Raw genomic sequence first — 14373 nt, forward strand, 5'->3', positions numbered from 1 at the left:
TTACTCCGTAACTGCAGCGGCATCGGCTGCCACTTCAGCGGCCGAGCCACCAGCACGCGCCAACAGGTCAGTAACCTTCTTGCCACGTCGCTGGGACACGGCTTTCGGGCTGGACTGATCGGCCAGTGCGGCAAAGGTTGCGCGGATCATGTTATAAGGATTGGCGGTGCCGTTGGACTTGGTCACAACGTCGGAAACGCCAAGGCTTTCGAATACGGCACGCATAGGACCGCCGGCAATGATACCGGTTCCCGGAGGCGCCGAGCGCACGGTCACGTTACCGGCACCGAAGTGGCCAGTACCGTCATGGTGCAGTGTCCGGCCTTCGCGCAGCGGCACACGAACCATCGACTTTTTCGCAGCAGCGGTTGCCTTGGTAATGGCTTCCGGCACTTCGCGCGCCTTGCCCTTACCGAAGCCGGCGCGGCCCTTGCCGTCGCCAACCACAACCAGCGCAGCAAAGCCAAAGCGTTTACCGCCCTTGACCGTTTTCGAAACGCGGTTGATGTGAACCAGTTTCTCGATCAGCTCTTCGCCGCCGTCATTGTCACGTCCACCACGACCACCACGGCCACGGCCGCCGCCACGATTGTCACGTCCGCCACCGCGGTTATCGCGACCGCCGCCACGGTTTCCGCCGCGCGACTGACGCTCCGGACCACCGGTTTTGGCTTCGGGTGCTACAGCTGCTTCAGGCTGATTGCCTTCGCCAGTTGTACCCGGCTGCGCCGCGCCTTCTGGTGTTGTTTTGTCATCAGCCATATTAAAACTCCAATCCGCCTTCACGTGCTGCGTCGGCCAGAGCCTTCACACGTCCGTGAAACAGAAACCCGCCACGGTCAAAAATTACTTCTTTAACGCCCGCCTTCTGGGCAGCTTCGGCAACACGCTTGCCGACATCGGCCGCGGCTTTGCTATCCGCGCCGGTTTTGACTTTGGACGCCTTGTCGATGGTCGAAGCGGAAGCCAGCGTTTTGCCCTCGGCATCGTCGATAACCTGAGCATAGATATGCCGGCTCGTGCGATGCACGGACAAACGAGGCTTTGAGAGCCCGCGCTTGCGCAATTTGCTGCGTACGCGTTGCTGGCGCCGTTTGAACTGAGAAATATTCGCCATGGCTTATTTCTTCTTCCCTTCTTTGCGGAAAATATATTCGCCGCGATATTTGATGCCTTTGCCTTTATACGGCTCGGGCTTGCGCCAGCGCCGGATTTCGGCTGCGACCTGGCCAACCTGCTGCTTGTCCATGCCGGAGATCTCGATCGTCGTCTGATCCGGTGTCTTAACCGTGATACCGTCCGGGATCGCGAAGTTCACGTCATGGCTGTAGCCAAGCTGCAGGTTCAGGGTCTTGCCCTGGACCGCGGCCCGATAACCAACGCCGTTGATTTCCAGCACCTTGGTAAAGCCGTCGGTAACGCCTTCGACCAGGTTCTGGACCAGAGTGCGCTGCATGCCCCAGAAAGCGCGTGCGCTTTTCGACTTGTTCGCCGGCATAACCTGCAAACCACCATCGCTCAATTCATAGGTCAGGTCATCAACCATCGGGGTCGAAAGCTCGCCCTTCGGACCTTTGACCTTGACCAGACCATCTTCCATGACAGCGGTGACGCCGTCCGGAATAGCCACTGATTTTTTGCCAATACGGGACATGATTAGAATACCTCAGCCAGTACTTCGCCGCCGACCTTCGCCTGTCGCGCTTCCGCGTCAGAGAGAACACCTTGTGGCGTCGATACGATTGTTATGCCCAAGCCGTTGCGCACCCGTGGCAGATCTTCCGAACCGCTATAGACACGACGACCAGGCTTTGAAACGCGAGCCACGTGGCGAATTGCCGGCTGGCCTTCAAAATATTTCAGTTCAATCCGCAGACCGGGGTGCTTGTTGACCTCTTCTTCGCTGTATCCGCGAATATAGCCTTCGCGCTGCAACACTTCGAGGACGGCACCGCGCAATTTGGACGCAGGCGTAACAACGCTGTCCTTGCGAGCCTGTTGTCCGTTACGGATACGGGTGAGCATATCACCCAAGGGATCGGTAAAAGCCATATTATCTCTCCCTTACCAGCTTGATTTCGTTACGCCGGGAATCAGACCTTTATTGGCCATGTCTCTCAGCTCGATGCGGCACAGGCGGAACTTGCGATAGTAACCGCGCGGACGTCCTGTGGTTTCACAGCGGTTGCGTACGCGGGTTGGATTCGCGTTCCGCGGTATTTCCGCCATCTTGAGGCGCGCCATCAGACGATCGGTCTCGTCGAGAGACTCGTCTGCTGCCATCGCTTTCAGTTTCGCATAACGGCCGGCGTATTTCTTCACCATCCGCTTGCGTTTTTCGTTTCTGTTAATGGAACTCAGTTTCGCCATGACTTAAGTTCTCGTCCTTCCGTATAATGAAGCACGCTTACGCGGCTTCTTTTTCTTCCGATTGTTCCTCTTTGGGGAACGGGAAACCAAACAATGCCAGAAGCGCACGCGCCTCGTCGTCTGTTTTTGCTGTAGTCGTCACAATCACGTCCATGCCGCGAACAACATCAATGTTGTCATAGGCGATCTCGGGGAAAATGATCTGCTCTTTCAGGCCCATGGCAAAATTGCCACGTCCGTCGAAGCTCTTCGGATTCAGACCCCTGAAATCCCGGATGCGAGGCATGGCAACGGTTACCAGACGATCGAGAAATTCGTACATCCGTTCCCGACGCAGATTGACCTTGCAGCCGATCGGCATACCTTCACGCAATTTGAACGTTGCGATCGAGTTTTTCGCCTTGGTGATTACCGGCTTCTGGCCGGCAATCAGTTCCATTTCGGCTGCAGCACTGGCAACCTTCTTCTTGTCCTGACTACCTTCGCCAACACCCATGTTGATGGTGACCATGGTAATCCGGGGGACTTCCATAGGGTTGGTGTAGTTGAACTTTTCCTGCATCGCCTTGACGATTTCATCGTCATATTTCTTGCGCATGCGGGGGATATATTTTTTATCAGCCATCGACTTTCTCCCCGGACTTTACAGCGATACGCTGCATCTTGCCGTCTTCTGTCTTTTCAAATCTGACGCGGGTCGGCTTGCCGTCTTTCGGATCCGCCACAGCCACTTTGCTGATGTGCATCGCTGCTTCGCGTCGCTCGAGGCCACCCTGGGGATTAGCCTGGGTTGGCTTGCGGTGACGAACAGCGATGTTCACACCGGAAACGATGACCTTGTCATCTTTCGGCATCACTTTGGTGACTTCGCCCGACTTGCCCTTGTCCTTGCCGGACAGAACAACGACGGTATCGCCTTTTTTGATTTTTGCATTGGCCATGATTAAAGTACCTCCGGCGCAAGGCTGATGATTTTCATATGCTTTTTCGCACGCAGTTCACGAACCACGGGGCCAAAAATACGGGTGCCGATTGGCTCCTGGTTGTTGTTCACCAAAACCGCAGCATTGCTGTCGAACCGAATGACAGAACCATCCTTACGACGGATGTCCTTCTTGGTGCGGACGATCACCGCGCGGTGAACGTCGCCCTTCTTGACCTTGCCACGCGGCGCTGCTTCCTTGATCGACACGACAATGATGTCGCCGACGCCGGCAAAGCGACGCTTCGAGCCGCCCAGCACCTTGATGCACTGCACGCGTTTGGCGCCACTATTGTCAGCGACCTCCAGGTTCGATTGCATCTGGATCATGGATCCAATTCCTTCTTCATATACCCGGCTAGCCAGGCGTTTCCTACTTCGTCACCCCGGCAGATCCGGGATATTCTAAATTATTCGCCCGCGGCCGCTTCAGCTTCCGGCTTTTCCGGAGCCTTGACTTTCTCGTCCTTGGGATCTCCGGCCGTAATTTCGCTCACGGTCGGCGTTGCGACGCCGGCTGCTGCGCCGACCCGCTCCAGTACTTTCCAGGTCTTCAACTTGGAAATCGGACGGGTTTCCTCAATGCGCACGGTTTCCCCCATGCTCATCTCGTTGTTCTCGTCATGGGCGTGATATTTCTTCGAACGCCGGATGATTTTCCCGTAAAGCGGGTGCTTCACCTTGCGCTCGACATTAACGACAACGGTTTTGTCGCCCTTGTCTGACACGACCGTGCCGGTGAGAATACGTTTTGGCATATCGGTTCCTTACGCCTTAGCTTCTGCAGCAGCCGCGTTTGCACGCTCGGTCTGCAATGTTTTGATCCGGGCAATCGTGCGACGCACTTCCCGCGTCCGGCTTGGTTTTTCGAGCTGATTGGTCGCAGCCTGAAAGCGCAGGTTAAAGGCCTCACGCTTCAGTTCGCCCAGTTCGGTCTCGAGCTGATCGTCGGTTTTGGTCCGCAAATCTTCAGTTTTCATGCTCATCTAGCTTAACCTTCCAGATGTGACGTATCGCCGAGGCGAGCCACAACCTTTGTCTTGATCGGGAGCTTCATCGCCGCCCGCTCGAAAGCAATTGCTGCAATCGGTCCGGGAACGCCGTCCAGTTCGAACAGAATCCGGCCTGGTTTTACCCGAGCAGCCCAATATTCAACCGAGCCCTTACCCTTACCCTGACGAACTTCGGCAGGCTTCTTGGACACTGGCACATCCGGAAATACCCGGATCCACAACCGGCCCTGACGCTTGATGTGACGCGTGATCGCACGGCGAGCCGCCTCGATCTGACGCGCGGTAATCCGGTCAGGCTCCATGGCTTTCAGGCCATAGCTACCGAAGTTCAGGCTGGTGCCACCAGGGGCCTTGCCTTTAATCCGGCCTTTGAAAGCCTTGCGGAACTTATGTTTCTTGGGTTGCAGCATGATGCTCTACCTATTCCTCAAAAATCAACGTTGGTGCTGCGGACGGACGCCGGACGTCTGTGCTTCAACATTCAACCGGTCCTGAGCCATCGGGTCGTGACCCAATATCTCGCCTTTGAAAATCCAGACCTTGATACCGATGATGCCGTAAGCGGTGAGCGCTTCATATTCAGCATAGTCGATATTGGCGCGCAGCGTATGCAGCGGCACGCGGCCTTCACGATACCATTCAACGCGGGCAATTTCTGCTCCGCCAAGACGACCACCGCAAACGATCTTGATACCTTCGGCGCCGAGACGCAGAGCCGACTGAACCGCGCGCTTCATGGCACGACGGAAAGCAACGCGGCGGATCAGCTGATCACCAATGCCCTGCGCTACCAGCTTCGCGTCAACTTCCGGCTTGCGGATTTCAACGATGTTCAGGGAAACGTCGCCAGACGACATTTCGCTCAGCTTGCGGCGCAGCTTTTCAATATCCGCGCCTTTTTTGCCGATGATGACACCGGGACGGGCAGCATAGATGGAAACGCGGCAGGTTTTGGCCGGACGCTCGATCACAACCTTCGAGATCGCTGCCTGAGGCAGGGTTTCGAAGATATATTTGCGCATCTTGATGTCTTCCATCAAGAGGTCGCCATAATTGGAACCTTCCGCGTACCAGCGGCTGTCCCAGGTCCGGTTGATCTGCAGGCGAAGCCCGATAGGATTGCTCTTTTGACCCATGGTTACGCCTCTTCCTCTTCATGCTCGCGGACAACGATGCGAACGCGGCTAAATGGCTTGATAATCTTGGCTGAACGGCCACGTGCCCGCGCTTTCCAGCGCTTCATCGTGATCGACTTGCCAACGCTTGCTTCGTGAACGATCAAAGCGTCGACATCCAGATTGTGATTATTCTCGGCATTGGCGATAGCTGAAGCGAGAACCTTGCTGACATCCTTGGCCATCGCCTTTTTGGAGAAGGACAGAATGTTCAGTGCGTCTTCCGCTTTCTTGCCACGGATCAGTTGCGCAACCAAGTTGAGCTTCTGGGCAGAACCACGGATGGAATTGCCTACAGCCAAAGCTTCATTGTCGCCAACACGGCGGGGTGATGATGCCTTACCCATTATTTCTTGCCTTTTTTGTCAGCGCCGTGGCCGTAGTAGTTCCGCGTTGGAGCGAACTCGCCAAGCTTGTGACCGACCATGTCTTCATTGACCGATACCGGAATGAATTTCTGACCGTTGTAAACGCTGAAGGTCAAGCCGACGAAGTCAGGCAAAACGGTTGAACGACGCGACCAGGTCTTGATCGGCGCACGTGCGTTGTTTTCCTGCGCAGTCTGCGCTTTTTTCAGCAGGTGGAGGTCAACAAACGGACCTTTTTTGATGGAACGAGCCATGCTTACCTCTTCTTCTTCGCGTGACGCGACCGGATGATCATCTTGTCAGTCGACTTGTTGCTACGGGTACGAGCACCCTTGGTTGGCTTGCCCCATGGGGTAACCGGATGACGACCACCGGAAGTCCGGCCTTCACCACCACCATGCGGGTGATCGACTGGGTTTTTCGCAACACCGCGGGTAAGAGGACGACGTCCCTTCCAGCGGGTACGGCCTGCCTTGCCGAAATTCTGGTTCGAATTGTCCGGGTTGGAAACCGCACCAACGGTCGCCATGCAGTCGGAACGAAGATAGCGCTGCTCGCCGCTTTTCAGCCGAACGATAACCATACCGCGGTCACGACCGACGATCTGGACATAGGCACCAGCCGAGCGGGCAATCTGCCCACCCTTGCCTGGCTTCATTTCGACATTGTGAACGATCGTGCCAACCGGCATCTGCGACAGCAACATGGCGTTGCCGGGCTTCACGTCGGTTTTCTTGCCGGCCACCACGCTGTCACCAACGTCAAGACGCTGTGGCGCGAGAATATAGGCCAGTTCGCCGTCGTCATATTTGATCAGCGCGATAAAGGCGGTGCGGTTGGGATCATATTCAATCCGCTCTACCGTCGCAGCCATATCCCATTTGCGCCGCTTGAAATCGACGAGACGATATTTCTGCTTATGACCACCGGCGATGCCGCGCGAGGTGACATGACCCTTATTGTTCCGGCCACCCGTCTTGTTCTTGCCTTCAACAAGCTTCTTGACAGGCTTGCCTTTCCACAGGCCGCTCTTGTCGACCAGGATAAGACCACGCCGGGCGGGGCTTGTCGGTTTATAGGATTTTAATGCCATGTGCCCTTAAACTCCCGTGGTGATGTCAATGGTCTGGCCTTCAGCCAGGGTGACAACAGCCTTCTTGATGTCGTTGCGAGTGTAGGGACGCCCCTTCCACTTCTTGGTCTTGCCCTTTTGCACCAGCGTATTGACGTTCTTGACTTTGACATCAAACAACGCCTCGATGGCTGCCTTGATCTGCGGCTTGGTTGCGGTATTCGCAACCTTGAACACCACAGCATTATGTTCGCTGAGCAAGGTCGATTTCTCGGTGATGTGCGGGCCGACAATTACGTCATAATGACGGATATCGACAGCTTCTTTTTTAGCCATTGAAGCGCGCCTCCAGCTTTTCTACCGCTGCGCGCGTCAGCACCAGGGTTTCATGGTTCAGAATGTCATAAACATTGGCACCGGCAGCAGGCATCACATTGACACGGGGAATGTTGTTCGAAGCTTTCGAGAAAGCGTCGTTAACAGTGTCACCATCCATGATCAGGGCCGACTTGCCGAAACCGAGCTTTGCGATATTGGCCAGGAGCGCCTGTGTCTTGGCTTCCTTCAGCTCGATATTTTCAAGCACGATCAGATTGTCGTTCTTCAGCTTGTCGCTCAGCGCCATTTTCAGACCCAGCGCGCGAACTTTCTTGTTCAGCGAAGGATTGAAGTCACGCTTGCGCGCACCGTGAGCCTTACCACCACCGATGAAGATAGGGGCGCGACGATCGCCGTGACGAGCGGTACCGCCGCCCTTCTGATTGCCGAACTTCTTGCCGGTACGGGCAATGTCCGAACGCTCGCGGGTCGGACGAGCCGTTCCGCGCGCTTTCTCACGCTGCCAGTTGACGACACGGTGAAGAATATCTGCACGCGCTTCGATGCCGAATACGTCATCGTTCAATTCGATGTCGCCCTTGGCTTTCGCGTCGAGGGTTTTCACTTTCAATTTCATGGCTTAGCCCTCCTTCCCTGCATCATCTGCGGCATCGGATTTCTCCTCAGCAGGCTTTTCCGCGGGAGCGTCGGCTGCCGCCGCTACTTCTGCATCGGTTGGACCAGCAGGCGTTTCAATCGCTGCATCCGCCTCGATCATGCCGGCAGGCGCATCTTCGGTCGCCGTTTCATCCGCATTGCGGCGCATGGCACCGGGGAATGGAACGCCTTCGGGAAGAGCAACCTTGACGGCGTCCTTGACCAGCAGCCAGCCACCCTTTGAACCGGGGACGCTGCCGCGCACAAAGATCAGGCCGCGATCAGCGTCTGTCCGGACGATTTCCAGATTCTGTTGCGTGCGATTGCGCGCACCCATGTGACCGGCCATCTTCTTGCCCTTGAACACCTTGCCCGGATCCTGGTTCTGACCAGTAGAACCGTGCGCACGGTGAGAGATGGAAACACCGTGAGTTGCACGCATACCGCCGAAACCCCAGCGCTTCATCGCACCGGCAAAGCCCTTGCCCTGGGTAACACCCTGGATATCGACCATCTGGCCGGCAATGAAATGGTCAGCAGTTACGGTAGCACCGATGGGGAGCAAAGCGTCTTCGCTATCGACCCGGAATTCGGCAACCCGCGCCTTTGGCTCGACTTCCGCCTTGGCGAAAGCTTCACGCTGTGGCTTGTTTACATTTTTCGCTTTACGGGCACCGGCACCAAGCTGAACGGCAAAATAGCCATCACGTTCCTGATTGCGGGCTCCAACAACCTGACATTCTTCCAGGGAAAGAACGGTAACCGGCACATGCCGACCATCTTCCTGAAACAAGCGGGTCATCCCCATTTTCTTCGCGATCACGCCTGTACGCACGATCAATCTCCTTCACAGAGGCCGAACGAACCATTTCGTCCGGCTTGCCAGCCCAAATTGTCATGCGTCACCCCGTCCGGGCTGTAATTGTTCCGGAAAGTCCGGAACGAGACGGAGGACGCTGCCCGGTTAAATCCGGCGGTATCCTGTCGTTGTCCATTCTCCGCCTGGGCGGAGATGCCAGATCAGCTGGCTCAGGCCAGTTTGATCTCGACGTTTACACCAGCAGCGAGGTCAAGCTTCATCAAAGCATCGACCGTCTGCGGCGTGGGCTGCACGATGTCGAGCAGCCGTTTATAGGTCCGCACCTCGAACTGCTCACGCGACTTTTTATCGACGTGCGGCCCGCGGTTAACGGTGAACTTTTCAATGTGCGTTGGCAAAGGTATCGGTCCACGGATGAGCGCGCCAGTGCGGCGAGCGGTGTCAGCGATATCGCCGGTCGCTTGATCGAGAACCCGATGATCGAATGCCTTCAAGCGAATGCGAATATTTTGCGTTTCCATGTACCTGTTACCAATGTCAAAGAGCCAAAAATAAACCGCTCCGATTTTCTACTGAAAACGGCCGGAGCGGCGAAAAAACTGGCTGCCCGAATCACCGATCCGGGCAGCGAGGCGTTCCTATATTACTTTGTTACGTTGCTGACAACCCCTGATCCAACGGTGCGTCCACCTTCGCGAATAGCGAAGCGGAGACCTGGATCCATGGCGATTGGAGCAATGAGCTTCACGCCGATGGTGACATTGTCACCAGGCATGACCATTTCGGTGCCTTCGGGAAGGATCACTTCGCCGGTCACGTCGGTCGTGCGGAAGTAGAACTGCGGACGATAGTTGGCGAAGAAAGGCGTATGACGACCACCCTCGTCTTTCGACAGCACGTAAACTTCAGCCGAGAACTCGGTGTGCGGGGTAATCGAACCCGGCTTGCAGAGAACCTGGCCACGCTCAACCGCATCACGGTCAACACCACGGATCAAAGCACCAATATTGTCGCCAGCCTGACCGGAGTCGAGCAGCTTGCGGAACATTTCAACACCGGTAACAGTGGTCTTCGTGGTATCCTTGATACCGACGATTTCACACTCGTCGCCAACATTCACAATGCCGGTTTCGACACGGCCGGTAACAACCGTACCACGACCCGAGATCGAGAACACGTCTTCGATTGGCATCAGGAAGTCCTGGTCAACCGGACGCTCTGGCTGAGGAATGAATTCATCAACGGCCTTCATCAGTTCAAGGATTTTTTCCTTGCCGATATTGTCGTCGCGGCCTTCCAGCGCAGCCAGTGCAGAACCAGCAACGATTGGAATATTGTCGCCGTCAAAATCGTAAGACGAAAGCAATTCGCGGATTTCCATTTCAACCAGCTCGAGCAACTCTTCGTCGTCGACCTGATCAACCTTGTTCATGAAAACAACCAGCGCCGGAACACCAACCTGACGAGCAAGCAGGATGTGCTCGCGGGTCTGTGGCATCGGGCCGTCGGCAGCGTTAACCACGAGAATGGCGCCGTCCATCTGCGCCGCGCCGGTGATCATGTTTTTAACATAGTCAGCATGGCCTGGGCAATCGACGTGCGCATAGTGGCGAGCTTCGGTTTCATATTCGACGTGCGCGGTCGAAATGGTGATGCCGCGCTCACGCTCTTCAGGAGCTTTGTCGATATTTGCGAAGTCCACTGCTGCACCGCCGGTGGTTTCAGCAAGAACCTTGGTGATCGCCGCGGTCAACGTCGTTTTACCGTGGTCAACATGACCGATGGTGCCGATGTTGCAGTGCGGCTTGTTGCGCTCAAACTTCTCTTTAGCCATTTTATATTACCTCTGATTTTCTATCGTCTTGATAGTCTGCGCCGCGCTTTGGCGAGACTCTCTAATTCTGTCAACACCCTTTTGCCGGTCGGGGGAATTTCCAGCCAGACCGGAGCAAAAGGAAAGCGCGTTACCTCGAAAAGGAGTGGCGGTTAAGCCATTTTCTCCTTGATCTCTTCAGCCACGTTGCTCGGCACTTCTTCATAATGCGAGAATTGCATCGAATATTGCGCCCGGCCCTGCGTGAAAGAACGCAGCTCGTTCACATAACCGAACATATTGGCCAGCGGCACCATGGCGTCCACAGCCTGGGCGATACCGCGCGTGTCCGTACCCTGGATCTGGCCACGGCGGGAGTTGAGATCGCCGATAACGTCACCAAGATATTCTTCCGGCGTAATGACTTCAACCTTCATGATCGGTTCGAGCAGCCGGATGCCGGACTTCTGCGCCGCTTCGCGCATTGCTGCACGGGCCGCGATTTCAAAAGCCAGCGCCGAGCTGTCGACGTCATGATAGGCGCCGTCATAGACACGGATGTTGAAGTCGATGATCGGGAAGCCGATCAGCGAACCGGTTTCAGCGGTTTCGCGCATGCCTTTTTCAACCGAAGGGATATATTCTTTCGGAATATTACCGCCCTTGATTTCGTCTTCAAAGGTAATGCCCGATCCACGCTCGCCTGGCGTGACTTCAAACTTGATACGCGCGAACTGGCCGGAACCACCGGACTGTTTCTTATGCGTATAATCGATGTCGACAGCCTTGCCGAGCGATTCGCGATAGGCCACCTGCGGCGCACCGACATTCGCTTCGACCTTGAATTCGCGCTTCATGCGATCGACGAGAATGTCGAGGTGAAGCTCGCCCATGCCCTTGATGATCGTCTGGCCCGATTCGTGGTCCGTCGAAACACGGAAGCTTGGATCTTCAGCCGCCAGACGGTTCAGGGCAACGCCCATTTTTTCCTGGTCGGCCTTGGTCTTCGGTTCCACCGAAAGCTCGATCACCGGCTCGGGGAATTCCATCCGCTCCAGAATGATCGGGTGCGCAGCATCACACAGCGTGTCACCGGTGGTGGTCGTTTTCATACCCGCCAGAGCGACGATGTCGCCGGCGAATGCCTCTTCAATGTCCTTACGGTCATTGGAGTGCATTTCGAGGATACGGCCGACTTTTTCCTTCTTGTCCTTGACCGAGTTCAGCAAGGTGCCCTTTTCCAGCTTGCCGGAATAGATGCGGCAGAAGGTCAGCGTGCCCACGAACGGATCGTTCATGACCTTGAACGCCAGCGCCGAGAATGGCTCGTCATCGGACGATGGCCGTGTATCTTCGGTCTCGCCGTCGAGCTTCACGCCCTTGATGGCCGGAACGTCGAGCGGGCTTGGCATATAGTCGACAACCGCGTCGAGCAGAGGCTGGACGCCCTTGTTCTTGAACGCGGAGCCGCACAGCACAGGCACGAAGCTCTGGTTCAGCGTACCCTTGCGGATCAGCGCCTTCAGGGTCGCGACATCAGGCTCGTTGCCTTCGAGATATTGCTCCATGACATCATCGTCCTGCTCGACAGCAAGCTCGATCAGCTTCTCGCGATATTCAGCCGCTTCGTCGGCCATGTCCGCAGGAATGTCGCCATAGGTATATTCGGCACCCAGATCTTCGTTCTTCCAGGTGATCGAACGCTGGTTGACGAGGTCGACCAGGCCAACCAGATCCGCCTCGATGCCGATCGGAAGATAGAGAACAGCCGGAGTCGCGCCGAGACGCTCAACAATCGAATCGACGCAGAACTTGAAGTTGGCGCCGGTGCGGTCGAGCTTGTTGATGAAGCACATCCGCGGCACTTTATATTTGTCAGCCTGCCGCCATACGGTTTCGGACTGTGGTTCGACGCCGGCAACACCGTCGAAGCAGGCAACCGCGCCATCGAGCACACGCAGCGAACGCTCGACCTCAATGGTAAAGTCAACGTGGCCCGGGGTGTCGATGATGTTGATCCGGTGCTCTGGCCCCTTGCGGTCTTCGGCATTCCAGAAACAGGTGGTCGCAGCGGAGGTAATGGTGATACCACGCTCCTGCTCTTGCTCCATCCAGTCCATCGTCGCCGCGCCATCATGCACTTCGCCGATCTTGTAGGACTTGCCCGTATAATAGAGAATACGTTCGGTGGTCGTTGTCTTGCCAGCGTCAATATGGGCCATAATGCCGATATTGCGATATCGTTCGAGCGGATGGCTGCGTGCCATAGTCTTTACTCCAGTATGTGGGGAACCAAATTCTGGCCGCCCTATAGTGAAATGGGCTGAACAATGCCAGCCCTGTTTAATTCGTAACCAGTTTTAAAATCCGTTCGTACCGGGCCTGCCGAAGCGCCCGTTGGGGAAAGAAACTTTCCGGCGGGGAGCGCCCTTTGTCAGACCCGGTACAAACGGTTTAAATTATCTACCAGCGCGAGTTACCAGCGCCAATTACCAGCGGTAGTGAGCAAAGGCACGGTTGGCTTCCGCCATCTTGTGCGCATCTTCCCGCTTCTTCACCGCGTTGCCACGATTGTTGGAAGCGTCCAGAATTTCACCCGACAGACGCGCTGCCATTGTGGTTTCGCTGCGACCGCGAGCGGCGGCAATCATCCAGCGGATGGCCAGAGCCTGCGCACGTTCGGGACGCACTTCGACGGGAACCTGATAGGTCGCACCACCGACACGGCGGCTGCGGACTTCAATACCCGGCTTGATGTTGTTGAGCGCATCATGGAACAGCTGAAGCGGGTCTTTCTTGGCCTTGGCTTCAACGCTGTCAAATGCACCATAAACAATCCGTTCTGCGGTGGATTTCTTACCATCCATCATCAGGTTGTTCATGAATTTCGAAAGCACCAGATCCTTGAATTTCGGATCGGGCAGGATCACCCGTTTTTCGGGACGACGACGACGTGACATATCTTATAACTCCGAAACTGGATTATTTAGGACGCTTGGCGCCATATTTCGAACGGCTCTGCTTCCGGTCCTTGACACCCTGGGTATCGAGAACGCCGCGCAGGACGTGATAACGCACACCGGGAAGATCGCGAACACGACCGCCGCGGATCAGGACAACACTATGTTCCTGAAGGTTGTGGCCTTCACCGGGAATATAGCTGATGACCTCGCGCTGGTTGGTCAGGCGAACCTTGGCAACCTTACGCAGAGCGGAGTTTGGTTTCTTTGGAGTCGTTGTGTAGACACGGGTGCAAACGCCACGTTTCTGTGGGTTGGCTTCCATGGCCGGCACCTTGGACTTCGTCTTCTGGGGCACCCGCCCTTTACGGACGAGCTGGTTAATCGTTGGCATAAAGTCTTCACCTTATAGTAGAAATGGTCCTGCATGATGCAGGGGTTACTCTCACCGCCCAATGTGGCGGCAAGTGTTTTGCCTATGTAAGTTTTCTGCGGCGTCGAGCGGAGCCCGAAGAAGCGGAAGCGCGGCCCTTAGACGGGATTCGGGTTGGGGTCAAGGGTGTTGGCGTGGGTTTCTGGGGACCTTGTACGCGAATACGATCCTGAACAGAAACTCGTACCGCGTACCACTCCGACAATGTCCCCAGCGTCATGCCGACATCGGGTCTCGGAGACCGATGCCAAATGGATAATAGCCCCTGCCAATCGATCTTTCGTGTCGCTGGTTATCAGATTTGATCGACACACTGACCGAAAATGTTACACTCCCTCTCGCGATCCTGAACTAGGTTCAGGGCCTCCGGCGGCGATGCACAATATCTCGGC

The 14373-nt window shown here is 55.9% G+C and carries 22 protein-coding genes and 1 pseudogene; all 23 read right to left on the bottom strand.

The annotated features are described in order from the left end of the window. The 23 genes and pseudogenes from rpsE to rpsL all read right to left on the bottom strand — a co-directional run bounded on the left by rpsE (position 1) and on the right by rpsL (position 13942). The gene (rpsE, locus tag ACHZCJ_RS06390; RefSeq protein WP_159640665.1) at positions 1-762 is read right to left on the bottom strand and encodes a 30S ribosomal protein S5; all 762 of its coding nucleotides are present in this window, start codon (positions 760-762) and stop codon (positions 1-3) included. A gap of 1 nt (position 763) precedes the next feature. After that, positions 764-1117, bottom strand: coding sequence for a 50S ribosomal protein L18 (gene rplR / locus ACHZCJ_RS06395; RefSeq protein WP_159640662.1), 354 nt, complete (start codon positions 1115-1117; stop codon positions 764-766). Positions 1118-1120: 3 nt separating this feature from the next. Next, complete coding sequence (gene rplF, locus ACHZCJ_RS06400; RefSeq protein WP_089132909.1) at positions 1121-1654, bottom strand: 50S ribosomal protein L6; 534 nt, start codon at positions 1652-1654, stop codon at positions 1121-1123. Positions 1655-1656: 2 nt separating this feature from the next. Continuing rightward, a complete protein-coding gene (gene rpsH, locus ACHZCJ_RS06405; RefSeq protein ID WP_067198345.1) occupies positions 1657-2052 on the bottom strand; it encodes a 30S ribosomal protein S8 in 396 nt (131 codons plus the stop codon). A 12-nt stretch (positions 2053-2064) separates the two neighbouring features. Further along, a complete protein-coding gene (gene rpsN / locus ACHZCJ_RS06410) occupies positions 2065-2370 on the bottom strand; it encodes a 30S ribosomal protein S14 (RefSeq protein WP_159640656.1) in 306 nt (101 codons plus the stop codon). A 37-nt stretch (positions 2371-2407) separates the two neighbouring features. Next, positions 2408-2995 (bottom strand): 50S ribosomal protein L5, encoded by a 588-nt coding sequence (gene rplE / locus ACHZCJ_RS06415; RefSeq protein ID WP_159640653.1) that lies wholly within the window; start codon positions 2993-2995, stop codon positions 2408-2410. After that, a complete protein-coding gene (gene rplX, locus ACHZCJ_RS06420) occupies positions 2988-3311 on the bottom strand; it encodes a 50S ribosomal protein L24 (protein ID WP_089132912.1) in 324 nt (107 codons plus the stop codon). Before rplX ends, rplE begins: the two co-directional genes overlap by 8 nt. A gap of 2 nt (positions 3312-3313) precedes the next feature. Continuing rightward, positions 3314-3682, bottom strand: a complete 369-nt coding sequence (gene rplN, locus ACHZCJ_RS06425; protein WP_089132913.1) for a 50S ribosomal protein L14 — start codon at positions 3680-3682, stop codon at positions 3314-3316. Between the two features lie 185 nt (positions 3683-3867). Further along, positions 3868-4110, bottom strand: a pseudogene (gene rpsQ / locus ACHZCJ_RS06430) (30S ribosomal protein S17); the annotation flags it as partial. 9 nt (positions 4111-4119) lie between these two features. Continuing rightward, positions 4120-4338, bottom strand: coding sequence for a 50S ribosomal protein L29 (gene rpmC / locus ACHZCJ_RS06435; RefSeq protein ID WP_159640647.1), 219 nt, complete (start codon positions 4336-4338; stop codon positions 4120-4122). A 5-nt stretch (positions 4339-4343) separates the two neighbouring features. Next, positions 4344-4775: a 50S ribosomal protein L16 gene (rplP, locus tag ACHZCJ_RS06440; RefSeq protein ID WP_159640644.1), complete on the bottom strand. Its 432-nt coding sequence runs from the start codon at positions 4773-4775 to the stop codon at positions 4344-4346. A gap of 24 nt (positions 4776-4799) precedes the next feature. Continuing rightward, positions 4800-5501: a 30S ribosomal protein S3 gene (gene rpsC / locus ACHZCJ_RS06445; protein ID WP_159640641.1), complete on the bottom strand. Its 702-nt coding sequence runs from the start codon at positions 5499-5501 to the stop codon at positions 4800-4802. Positions 5502-5503: 2 nt separating this feature from the next. Further along, the gene (gene rplV / locus ACHZCJ_RS06450; protein WP_159640638.1) at positions 5504-5887 is read right to left on the bottom strand and encodes a 50S ribosomal protein L22; all 384 of its coding nucleotides are present in this window, start codon (positions 5885-5887) and stop codon (positions 5504-5506) included. Next, entirely contained in the window at positions 5887-6162 is a 276-nt protein-coding gene (gene rpsS, locus ACHZCJ_RS06455) for a 30S ribosomal protein S19 (RefSeq protein WP_089132919.1), read from the bottom strand. The genes rplV and rpsS overlap by 1 nt, the downstream gene beginning before the upstream one ends. A 2-nt stretch (positions 6163-6164) precedes the next feature. Further along, on the bottom strand, positions 6165-7001 hold the full coding sequence (gene rplB / locus ACHZCJ_RS06460; RefSeq protein WP_159640635.1) for a 50S ribosomal protein L2: 837 nt from the start codon (positions 6999-7001) through the stop codon (positions 6165-6167). Between the two features lie 6 nt (positions 7002-7007). Then, positions 7008-7316: a 50S ribosomal protein L23 gene (locus tag ACHZCJ_RS06465; RefSeq protein WP_067198324.1), complete on the bottom strand. Its 309-nt coding sequence runs from the start codon at positions 7314-7316 to the stop codon at positions 7008-7010. Next, positions 7309-7935 (bottom strand): 50S ribosomal protein L4, encoded by a 627-nt coding sequence (gene rplD / locus ACHZCJ_RS06470; RefSeq protein ID WP_321324862.1) that lies wholly within the window; start codon positions 7933-7935, stop codon positions 7309-7311. The genes ACHZCJ_RS06465 and rplD overlap by 8 nt, the downstream gene beginning before the upstream one ends. 3 nt (positions 7936-7938) lie before the next feature. Beyond that, the gene (rplC, locus tag ACHZCJ_RS06475; protein WP_321324864.1) at positions 7939-8790 is read right to left on the bottom strand and encodes a 50S ribosomal protein L3; all 852 of its coding nucleotides are present in this window, start codon (positions 8788-8790) and stop codon (positions 7939-7941) included. A 194-nt stretch (positions 8791-8984) separates the two neighbouring features. After that, a complete protein-coding gene (gene rpsJ, locus ACHZCJ_RS06480) occupies positions 8985-9296 on the bottom strand; it encodes a 30S ribosomal protein S10 (RefSeq protein ID WP_066744965.1) in 312 nt (103 codons plus the stop codon). 122 nt (positions 9297-9418) lie between these two features. Beyond that, on the bottom strand, positions 9419-10609 hold the full coding sequence (gene tuf / locus ACHZCJ_RS06485) for an elongation factor Tu (RefSeq protein WP_159640626.1): 1191 nt from the start codon (positions 10607-10609) through the stop codon (positions 9419-9421). 152 nt (positions 10610-10761) lie between these two features. Then, positions 10762-12855 (bottom strand): elongation factor G, encoded by a 2094-nt coding sequence (fusA, locus tag ACHZCJ_RS06490; protein ID WP_159640623.1) that lies wholly within the window; start codon positions 12853-12855, stop codon positions 10762-10764. 222 nt (positions 12856-13077) lie between these two features. Further along, positions 13078-13548 carry a 30S ribosomal protein S7 gene (gene rpsG, locus ACHZCJ_RS06495; protein WP_089132924.1) on the bottom strand — a complete coding sequence of 157 codons (471 nt, stop codon included), beginning with the start codon at positions 13546-13548 and terminating at the stop codon, positions 13078-13080. A 22-nt stretch (positions 13549-13570) separates the two neighbouring features. Further along, on the bottom strand, positions 13571-13942 hold the full coding sequence (rpsL, locus tag ACHZCJ_RS06500; RefSeq protein WP_067198316.1) for a 30S ribosomal protein S12: 372 nt from the start codon (positions 13940-13942) through the stop codon (positions 13571-13573). Positions 13943-14373: the final 431 nt, after the last annotated feature.

The sequence above is a fragment of the uncultured Parasphingorhabdus sp. genome, from assembly GCF_963677535.2.
Lineage (GTDB): Bacteria > Pseudomonadota > Alphaproteobacteria > Sphingomonadales > Sphingomonadaceae > Parasphingorhabdus.

Excerpts from the sequence above, each read along its gene's own strand:
- rpsE (WP_159640665.1), bottom strand. The coding sequence starts at position 762 with ATGGCTGATGACAAAACAACACCAGAAGGCGCGGCGCAGCCGGGTACA.
- rplR (WP_159640662.1), bottom strand. The coding sequence starts at position 1,117 with ATGGCGAATATTTCTCAGTTCAAACGGCGCCAGCAACGCGTACGCAGC.
- rplF (WP_089132909.1), bottom strand. The coding sequence starts at position 1,654 with ATGTCCCGTATTGGCAAAAAATCAGTGGCTATTCCGGACGGCGTCACC.
- rpsH (WP_067198345.1), bottom strand. The coding sequence starts at position 2,052 with ATGGCTTTTACCGATCCCTTGGGTGATATGCTCACCCGTATCCGTAAC.
- rpsN (WP_159640656.1), bottom strand. The coding sequence starts at position 2,370 with ATGGCGAAACTGAGTTCCATTAACAGAAACGAAAAACGCAAGCGGATG.
- rplE (WP_159640653.1), bottom strand. The coding sequence starts at position 2,995 with ATGGCTGATAAAAAATATATCCCCCGCATGCGCAAGAAATATGACGAT.
- rplX (WP_089132912.1), bottom strand. The coding sequence starts at position 3,311 with ATGGCCAATGCAAAAATCAAAAAAGGCGATACCGTCGTTGTTCTGTCC.
- rplN (WP_089132913.1), bottom strand. The coding sequence starts at position 3,682 with ATGATCCAGATGCAATCGAACCTGGAGGTCGCTGACAATAGTGGCGCC.
- rpmC (WP_159640647.1), bottom strand. The coding sequence starts at position 4,338 with ATGAGCATGAAAACTGAAGATTTGCGGACCAAAACCGACGATCAGCTC.
- rplP (WP_159640644.1), bottom strand. The coding sequence starts at position 4,775 with ATGCTGCAACCCAAGAAACATAAGTTCCGCAAGGCTTTCAAAGGCCGG.
- rpsC (WP_159640641.1), bottom strand. The coding sequence starts at position 5,501 with ATGGGTCAAAAGAGCAATCCTATCGGGCTTCGCCTGCAGATCAACCGG.
- rplV (WP_159640638.1), bottom strand. The coding sequence starts at position 5,887 with ATGGGTAAGGCATCATCACCCCGCCGTGTTGGCGACAATGAAGCTTTG.
- rpsS (WP_089132919.1), bottom strand. The coding sequence starts at position 6,162 with ATGGCTCGTTCCATCAAAAAAGGTCCGTTTGTTGACCTCCACCTGCTG.
- rplB (WP_159640635.1), bottom strand. The coding sequence starts at position 7,001 with ATGGCATTAAAATCCTATAAACCGACAAGCCCCGCCCGGCGTGGTCTT.
- ACHZCJ_RS06465 (WP_067198324.1), bottom strand. The coding sequence starts at position 7,316 with ATGGCTAAAAAAGAAGCTGTCGATATCCGTCATTATGACGTAATTGTC.
- rplD (WP_321324862.1), bottom strand. The coding sequence starts at position 7,935 with ATGAAATTGAAAGTGAAAACCCTCGACGCGAAAGCCAAGGGCGACATC.
- rpsJ (WP_066744965.1), bottom strand. The coding sequence starts at position 9,296 with ATGGAAACGCAAAATATTCGCATTCGCTTGAAGGCATTCGATCATCGG.
- tuf (WP_159640626.1), bottom strand. The coding sequence starts at position 10,609 with ATGGCTAAAGAGAAGTTTGAGCGCAACAAGCCGCACTGCAACATCGGC.
- fusA (WP_159640623.1), bottom strand. The coding sequence starts at position 12,855 with ATGGCACGCAGCCATCCGCTCGAACGATATCGCAATATCGGCATTATG.
- rpsG (WP_089132924.1), bottom strand. The coding sequence starts at position 13,548 with ATGTCACGTCGTCGTCGTCCCGAAAAACGGGTGATCCTGCCCGATCCG.
- rpsL (WP_067198316.1), bottom strand. The coding sequence starts at position 13,942 with ATGCCAACGATTAACCAGCTCGTCCGTAAAGGGCGGGTGCCCCAGAAG.